The 7,531-nt window shown below is 48.5% G+C and carries 10 protein-coding genes; 9 read left to right on the top strand and 1 reads right to left on the bottom strand.

Features of this window, described 5'->3' with window-relative positions; all coding sequences use genetic code 11:
- From ubiB to tatC, 7 genes are all read left to right on the top strand, one after another.
- A partial coding sequence (gene ubiB, locus KDK14_RS16100) for a ubiquinone biosynthesis regulatory protein kinase UbiB (protein ID WP_257266195.1) occupies positions 1-1,614 on the top strand: 1,614 nt, incomplete at its 5' end.
- A gap of 196 nt (positions 1,615-1,810) precedes the next feature.
- Positions 1,811-2,194: a hypothetical protein gene (locus KDK14_RS16095; protein ID WP_257266194.1), complete on the top strand. Its 384-nt coding sequence runs from the start codon at positions 1,811-1,813 to the stop codon at positions 2,192-2,194.
- 438 nt (positions 2,195-2,632) lie between these two features.
- Entirely contained in the window at positions 2,633-3,040 is a 408-nt protein-coding gene (gene hisI / locus KDK14_RS16090; RefSeq protein ID WP_257266193.1) for a phosphoribosyl-AMP cyclohydrolase, read from the top strand.
- A gap of 41 nt (positions 3,041-3,081) precedes the next feature.
- Positions 3,082-3,408: a phosphoribosyl-ATP diphosphatase gene (locus KDK14_RS16085; RefSeq protein WP_257266192.1), complete on the top strand. Its 327-nt coding sequence runs from the start codon at positions 3,082-3,084 to the stop codon at positions 3,406-3,408.
- Positions 3,409-3,532: 124 nt separating this feature from the next.
- Positions 3,533-3,796 (top strand): twin-arginine translocase TatA/TatE family subunit, encoded by a 264-nt coding sequence (gene tatA, locus KDK14_RS16080; RefSeq protein ID WP_257266191.1) that lies wholly within the window; start codon positions 3,533-3,535, stop codon positions 3,794-3,796.
- A 108-nt stretch (positions 3,797-3,904) separates the two neighbouring features.
- Positions 3,905-4,315: a Sec-independent protein translocase protein TatB gene (tatB, locus tag KDK14_RS16075; RefSeq protein ID WP_257266190.1), complete on the top strand. Its 411-nt coding sequence runs from the start codon at positions 3,905-3,907 to the stop codon at positions 4,313-4,315.
- Positions 4,316-4,321: 6 nt separating this feature from the next.
- Positions 4,322-5,134, top strand: a complete 813-nt coding sequence (tatC, locus tag KDK14_RS16070) for a twin-arginine translocase subunit TatC (protein ID WP_257266189.1) — start codon at positions 4,322-4,324, stop codon at positions 5,132-5,134.
- Between the two features lie 70 nt (positions 5,135-5,204).
- Here the strand turns inward: tatC and KDK14_RS16065 are convergent, their stop codons facing one another.
- The gene (locus KDK14_RS16065; protein ID WP_257266188.1) at positions 5,205-6,053 is read right to left on the bottom strand and encodes a hypothetical protein; all 849 of its coding nucleotides are present in this window, start codon (positions 6,051-6,053) and stop codon (positions 5,205-5,207) included.
- Positions 6,054-6,462: 409 nt separating this feature from the next.
- Between KDK14_RS16065 and KDK14_RS16060 the strand changes: the two genes are divergently transcribed.
- A complete protein-coding gene (locus tag KDK14_RS16060) occupies positions 6,463-7,173 on the top strand; it encodes a 16S rRNA (uracil(1498)-N(3))-methyltransferase (protein ID WP_257266187.1) in 711 nt (236 codons plus the stop codon).
- A gap of 130 nt (positions 7,174-7,303) precedes the next feature.
- On the top strand, positions 7,304-7,531 hold a 228-nt coding region (locus KDK14_RS16055; RefSeq protein ID WP_257266186.1), incomplete at its 3' end, for a hypothetical protein.

Genomic DNA, 7,531 nt, shown 5'->3' with positions numbered 1-7,531 from the left:
TTGTTGAAAATTATTGCCGCTGTCGCCCGTAACCGCCTGGATAATCTTATTGATCGGGAACGCTCACCGTTTTGGCTACGCTGCCTTTTGATGCTGCTGCCCTGGCGCTATGTTATCCATAATAATGCACCCCGGGGTGAGCGTGTCCGCTTATCTCTGGAGGCACTGGGGCCGATCTTTATCAAGTTCGGGCAGATCCTCTCAACCCGGCGGGACCTGTTGCCGGATGATATCAGTGATGAGTTGTCCCGGCTTCAGGATAATGTTCCGCCGTTTCCGGCTGAAGAGGCGATTGCCATTATTGAGTCCAGTCTGGGTAGCGATGTAGATACCCTGTTTGCCCGTTTTGATCGTGAGCCATTGGCGTCTGCTTCTGTTGCCCAGGTCCATACCGCCGAGCTGCATACCGGCGAAGAGGTGGTGGTCAAGGTGATTCGCCCGGGTATTGAGCAGGTGATTCGCAAAGACATTGGCTTAATGTACCTGTTTGCCCGTTTGCTGATTACCCTATCAAAAGACGCTCGTCGTTTGCGACCGATGGAAGTGGTGGCGGACTATGAACGCACAATCCTGGATGAACTTGATCTGTTGCGGGAAGCGGCCAACTGTTCGCAGCTGCGTCGTAACTTTCTGGCGTCTCCCCTGTTGTTTGTGCCCCAGGTTCACTGGGATTATTGCCGCACAAAAGTGATGGTGGCCGAGCGGATTTACGGGGTTCCCGTTGCCGATATTGCCACGCTGAAAGCCCGGCATGTGGATATGAAAAAGCTGGCTGAGCGGGGCGTTGAAATATTCTTTACCCAGGTGTTTCGGGACCGCTTTTTCCATGCAGATATGCACCCGGGCAATATTTTTATTGATACCACCAATCCTGCTGAACCCCGCTATATCGGAATCGATTGTGGCATTATCGGTACCCTTGAGCCGGAAGATCAGCATTACCTGGCCAGTAACCTGCTGGCTTTCTTCCGGCGGGACTACCGCAAGGTTGCCCAGTTGCATGTGGATTCCGGATGGGTGCCCAGGGATACGCCGGTAGGGGAGCTTGAAGCAGCGATTCGAACCGTCTGTGAACCGATCTTTGAAAAGCCCCTCAAGGATATTTCGTTCGGCCAGCTATTGGTCAGGCTCTTTCAGGTGGCCCGTCGCTTTAATATGCAGGTTCAGCCACAACTGGTGCTGCTGGAGAAGACATTATTGAACGTAGAAGGGTTAGGGCGGCAGCTATACCCGGATCTTGATCTCTGGGTCACGGCCCAGCCATACCTGGAAAAGTGGATGAAAGACCAGGTCAGTCCAATGGGAATTCTCTGCAATCTTAAGGAGCAAAGCACAGACTGGCTGCTGAGTGCACCGGTGATGACCCAGCGCGTGATGTCAACGGTGCGGACACTGGTTGATGAGCAACAGGCGTTTTATGATCAGCAGGTGAGGGCAGAAAAACGTCGGCAAAAGCAGAGGCGTTTTGGCGTTTTGCTGCTGCTGGCGGGCGGTGCGATGATGGTTACTTCAGGTTCCCTTTTTGCGGAACTTTTTGTGGAAAAAGCACTGCTGGATCAGGCAATGGTTGGAATACTGGCTGTGGCAATGGGGGGTTGGCTGGTGGTTCGATAAGATGCCTGTTATTTCCTTTGCCGTGAAAATCCCTGAGTCAGGCACGAAGGCTATGTACCATGAACGTGTGGCATTTTTATTCAAATTACAAATTCCCATGACTGCGATGCCGACCACAGGAATATGGTCATGAACTTTTTCTCATACCATGGGTCTAAATGGTCATTACTAAAGTTAAGTTAGAAGGTGTTGCTCCATGAATTCGGCTCAGGCTCTTACAAGCCAACCTCCAATAATAACGGATTATGGCACTGTGCCAGCTTGTGATACTCCTGCAAGATACTTGGGGCATACCGTCACTGCTCAGCCTGTTTCTACTTACACTCCCACTTCACCTCCACCGTCTTATCAGGAAGCTATGGGCCAGACTCAAGCTGTGTCTGCCCGTGATACTGCGTTTGTAAATGACCTCCTGAAAGTAATGAGAGTAGATAATCGTCAGGCAGAGCAGCTTGCTAACAATCGTGCTAACAATAAAGGGTGTTGTGAACAGCTAATGGGCAATGGTTGTTGTGGTGATCTCCTCGAATGCTGTTGCCTTGCTGTCTGCCAGGTAGCTTTGCGGTTTCTCTTGGGATAACAGGGTATGAGATCTGATCAGCCGCGTAAAATAAATTAATTTCTCTGGCCAGATAAGCCAAATATTAAAAACTACTGTACATACCCAGTACTGTTCCGGCCATACCTCATGACCACAATGATGGTGAACAATCAATAGCCAACTCCCCGGCAGCATCAGGAATGCATCAGGAAAAAAAAGTTGTGTCCAATCTGGAGATTTTGCCAAAAAGGTGAACTCTCTGGTTGATGGCTTGCATAGGTTGTGCGGTAATTATCCGCATCTATTGTCAGGGATTCTGCTTTTTCGTTAAATTTTCAGCCTGATTCCATTTGTCTGAAGAGGACATGAAATGCTGGCGGCCAGAAACCTGTTCCTGAGTGCCGACATGTGGGAAGCGATCCTGACGATTAACAATATTTTCTGTCCAGTGTTGGCAACTAATGTGTGGATAGTGTTATGACAACAAACCACTGGTTGGATGAAGTTCAATGGAATGAGGATGGCCTGGTAACGGCCATTGCCCAGGATCATAAAACCAAAGAGGTGTTAATGCTGGCCTGGATGAACCGGGAATCATTGGCACTGACCCTGAAAGAGCAGGTTGCCATTTACTGGTCCCGTTCACGAAGCAGGCTATGGCGCAAGGGCGAAAGCTCTGGTCATACGCAACGGCTGATAGAATGTCGCCTTGACTGTGATGGCGATGCAATCCTGCTCAAAGTGGAACAAATAGGTGGTATTGCTTGTCATACAGGACGTAAGTCTTGTTTCTATCGTCGACTCAGGGATAACCATGGAGAAGCCTCGTGGCATTACGAAGATCCGGTGTTGCAGGATCCGGCAACGATTTATGGACATCAGTAAACGCTGTTTTCTTTGCTGTATATCATCCTGCGGGTTAAAAGATGAGCGATATAATCGAACGATTGACTGAAGTATTAAACAGCCGAAGGCAGGCTGATCCCGATTCCTCTTATGTTGCACAGCTTCACAATAAGGGACTGGACCATATTCTGAAAAAAGTGGGGGAAGAGTTAGCAGAAGTGCTGATTGCCGCCAAGTCATCAGAATATGACCATAACCGGGAGCCGGTCATTTACGAAACGGCTGATCTCTGGTTCCATACCATGGTCATGCTGTCGCACCTTGGGCTTGAGCCTGCTGACGTGTTGCATGAGCTGGATCGTCGTTTCGGGCTTTCTGGTATTGAAGAGAAAGCAACCCGCGGGTAACGTATTCCCCTTTTCCCGGACGATTGTCGCAACGTAGCCAAACCACAGGTGTTGGAATGGGGTAATATGTCCGTTCATTGTGTATTATTTGATCAGCTTTTGTGGGGAGCTGAAGGAGCAGAAAATGGGTTTTGGTGGCATCAGTATCTGGCAGTTGCTGATCATTCTGTTGATTGTGGTGATGCTTTTTGGTACGAAAAAGCTTCGTGGTATGGGCAGTGATTTGGGCAGTGCAGTAAAAGGTTTCAAAAAAGCCCTGGGCTCTGATGATGAGACAGAATGTGAGAAAAATAATGGGAAAAACCCGGCGAAAGCTGAACTAAAGACTGGCTCCGTTGAGCAGCGTAATCTTGAGGCTGACCTGGAAAAGTCCAGGCACAAGCCGTGAGGGTAAAAAAGCGCATTCAGGTCTGGTAAAAGTACCCTTTGGGTTATGAGTTTGTGGGGGAAACTACCGATTGCGTGTTGCTGTTATCGAGAGGTGTGATAGTTCGCTGTGCTTGATATAGGTTTTACAGAGTTATTATTGGTGGCAGTCATTGCCCTGGTGGTGTTGGGGCCGGAGCGCCTGCCTCAGGCCATCCGGACAACCGCCTACTGGGTGGGTAAAATCCGTCGCAGTTTTCAGTCTGCCAAAGAGGAGCTGGAGCGGGAGATTGATGCCGACGGAATCAGACAGCAATTGCACAATGAAGCTGTCATGAAAGAGCTGAATAAAACCCGCGAACAGTTTCAAAGCCAGATCAATGATCTGAAAAAGTCCGTGAATATTGATTCGGCTGAGGATCAAACCGCTTCCGGCGAAAATACTTCACCCGAAGGTGATTCAATGAGTGGAGATGACAGTGTTAAGCAACCGGCGGTGAAAGACCCTTCTGCTCATTTGTCGCAGGATAAAGGCCAGTAATTAACAATGTCAAAAAGAACATCGTCGCAAAGAACGTCAGAAAAAACGTCGGATTATTCTCAACAGACAGCAAAGGAAACAGGGCAGGATAAAGAGCAGCCTCTTGTTCAACATCTCCTTGAACTTCGTGGACGTATCCTGAAAAGCCTGATTGCCGTTCTGGTGGTTTTTGCCGGGCTGTTTTACTTTTCCAACGATATTTACGTTTATATCTCGGAACCGCTTCGCGCCACCCTGCCGGAAGGCAGTACCATGATTGCCACCGAGGTGGCTTCACCCTTTCTGGCACCCTTTAAGCTGACTATTGTGTTGTCGCTGTTTATTGCGATTCCATTTATTCTCCATCAGGCATGGGGTTTTATTGCGCCCGGCCTGTATCGGCATGAGAAGATTATTGCGATTCCCCTGCTTGTTGCCAGTATCGTGTTGTTTTACCTGGGCATTGCCTTTGCCTATTATGTGGTCTTCCCTTTGATTTTCTCGTTTTTCACCACGGTTGGCCCTGAGTCCGTCACCGTAATGACAGACATCAACAGCTATCTGGATTTTATCCTGAAACTGTTTTTTGCCTTTGGTATCGCGTTTGAAATTCCTGTGGCGACGGTTCTGCTGGTGTGGTCGGGTGTGACCACTGTTGAAAGTCTGAAGGAAAAGCGCCCATACGTGGTGGTTGGCTGCTTTGTGATCGGTATGATCATGACGCCACCGGACGTTATTTCCCAGTCTCTATTGGCAATTCCAATGTGGTTGTTGTTTGAGTGCGGAATTCTCTTTTCCCGGTTGGTGAAGAGCCGGAAGCCCGATGAGGCGGAAGCATAGCACTGTGAATGAGTGTTTTGCGCTCATAAGCTCATTTGGCCCTATTGATATGGGAGAGTCAGATATGACTTTAAGAGGTCGTCTCATCTTCCCAGGTTATGGATAGACCAACTGGAGGGCCAACAGGATTGTTATCAGTTCCATGAGAAATTCCGGTATCTTGAAGGCTGATAAGCCGGGACTGCCCATCAGGCATTGGTGCACCAGTTAATAACCATTGGGGGATATTCCCGGCAAGGCTTTGACAGCCGTCCAGAATGACATCACCCACTACGTTAAATTGGTCGGCACTGCCAAGCTGACTAAAATCAACAGACCCTGTCAGATCAACAGATTGTGCTTCCAGTTCAGACTGGATTGACCTTAGTCCGCTGTTCCGGGCGATGAGTCTGCCATCCACCACAGTTTTTGTTTCGGATAATGATGTCAGGTTTTTGCAGTCTGAGATGTTCAGATCTCCATTAACAATAAGGACCTTCGGAAGCCGGTCTATGGATGATCCTGATAAATTCAATGTACCGGTTATGCGTAACTTATCAGGCCATTGGCCTATTGGTATCGTTGAAAGATCTACAGTTCCACCAAAATGGGGATGTTCCTGAAATTCATAGGCACCGGAGTAAGGAAAGGGTTGAGCGGCCTCCGGTGAGTTTGTACGGACTAAATAGAGTGTGTCAGGCTCAAAGCTCTGTTCTTTAATCAGCAGTCTATGAATGAACTCTTCAGTACCTAATGACACGGATTTTTCTGGGTTGATCCACGACGATAGAAGGCCTTGTACATAGTTTATGCTCCGGGAAAACAGAGATTTCTGAGGAGTGTCGGGTGTGAGTGGTAACTGGAGGTTATACTGCCCCTTGTCGTTTGATGTTACGCCTTCAATGTTTATCGTGGTGTCATCAACTGGAACCCTGTTCATAGTTAAAGAGCATGAATCCATACTTTAATTCCTCATTATTTCGTTTGCCTGGGATGCTAATATGTAAAAAACTGAACGTTTGTTTTTACTTCTGTTGATTAGAGTGGTTACTGGGTTAAAAGTTCAATCCTGAAGGCAGAAGATTGCAGGCAGCAAAGGTGCCTGGCATATTCCGGCCCCATGGCATGTAGCGGATGCATCGTTCAGAACTTCGAGATATTGAGAAAAAACAGCAGTGTGTTTTGCATGGTCTGAAGAGTGCGCATTCAGTCAAGGGTATTGTCGTTTCAGGGAGGAAGTATGCCATATCCCACTTCACAAATGGTCAGGAAGTTCTGATTTCCCTTTTATCAATGTGCCAGTTTCAGTTCCCTGCTGATCACTGGGCTATCAACGTATGGCCGTTCAGATGAACCTTCTCCTCCTTGAGCAACAACACTTTATTGATGAATGGCATGTAGAGCTGGACCAGCGGCAGTTGACCCATGTGCTGGATATTCATCAAGCCAGTGAAGGTGATGAGCTGCGCGTTGGTCTGGTCAATGGCAAGATGGGGAAGGGGGTCATTACTCACCTGTCTTCAGCAACAATGCATTTGGAAGTTGAGCTGGAGACGATGCCCCCTCCGGCCCTGCCTTTGACGGTTTTGCTGGCCTTGCCCCGACCAAAAATGCTCAAACGTGCGCTCCAGCATCTGACGGCCCTGGGTGTTAAAAAAATTATCCTGATGAATGGCTATCGGGTTGAAAAAAGTTTCTGGCAGTCCCCTTGGCTAAGCCCTGAGAAACTGCGAGAGCAGCTGATACTGGGTCTTGAACAGGCACGGGATACGATCATGCCTGAAGTGATTCTTGAGAAGCGATTCAAACCTTTTGTGGAAGATCGTTTGCCAGAGCTGGTAGCAGGCAAGTCGGGTTTGGTGGCTCATCCGGTGGGGGGAGAGCGCTGCCCCCATCAGATTGCCAAACCTGCCGTGCTGGCTATTGGCCCTGAAGGAGGCTTTATTGACTATGAAGTGGATAAGCTGGAACAGGCCGGGTTGCACAGAATCCATCTTGGACCGCGTATTTTACGGGTCGAAACGGCGGTAACGGCCATCGTCAGTAAACTTTACGACTGATACTCAACGGAGTAAGGTAAACGTGAGTGCTTTGCTGATAAGACAGTCATTGTCGCTCAATTCATACAGTGGGTTGGTAGGTATATCAACTGACTGTTTTCCAATAAACGGTATCAACACGGCTCTGACTATGGACGGAAAGAGATTAGTAGTTGTAGGTTTGTTCGCTCCCCTGCTTTTTACTGCCAATGCCCTGGCATCACCTGCAAAGCATAAGCTGTTGGATAAACTTTATGACCAGACCGGGCTGGAACGCCAGCTCGACTGGATACACGACAGCATGACTATTCAGAAGCAAAAATATCCGATTCCGGAGCCAGTTTTGGATACGGTTAACCAAGTGGTGAAAATACGCTAC

This window comes from Endozoicomonas sp. ONNA2 (assembly GCF_024606365.1).
Lineage (GTDB): Bacteria > Pseudomonadota > Gammaproteobacteria > Pseudomonadales > Endozoicomonadaceae > Endozoicomonas.
The sequence above is the reverse complement of the archived record's forward strand: the minus strand, read 5'-3'. Positions and strand labels throughout refer to the sequence as shown.

Bases quoted from the DNA above. Each gene is read 5' to 3' on its own strand.
- tatC (WP_257266189.1), top strand. From the start codon at position 4,322: ATGTCAAAAAGAACATCGTCGCAAAGAACGTCAGAAAAAACGTCGGAT.
- tatA (WP_257266191.1), top strand. From the start codon at position 3,533: ATGGGTTTTGGTGGCATCAGTATCTGGCAGTTGCTGATCATTCTGTTG.
- KDK14_RS16060 (WP_257266187.1), top strand. From the start codon at position 6,463: ATGAACCTTCTCCTCCTTGAGCAACAACACTTTATTGATGAATGGCAT.
- KDK14_RS16065 (WP_257266188.1), bottom strand. From the start codon at position 6,053: ATGAACAGGGTTCCAGTTGATGACACCACGATAAACATTGAAGGCGTA.
- KDK14_RS16095 (WP_257266194.1), top strand. From the start codon at position 1,811: ATGAATTCGGCTCAGGCTCTTACAAGCCAACCTCCAATAATAACGGAT.
- hisI (WP_257266193.1), top strand. From the start codon at position 2,633: ATGACAACAAACCACTGGTTGGATGAAGTTCAATGGAATGAGGATGGC.
- KDK14_RS16085 (WP_257266192.1), top strand. From the start codon at position 3,082: ATGAGCGATATAATCGAACGATTGACTGAAGTATTAAACAGCCGAAGG.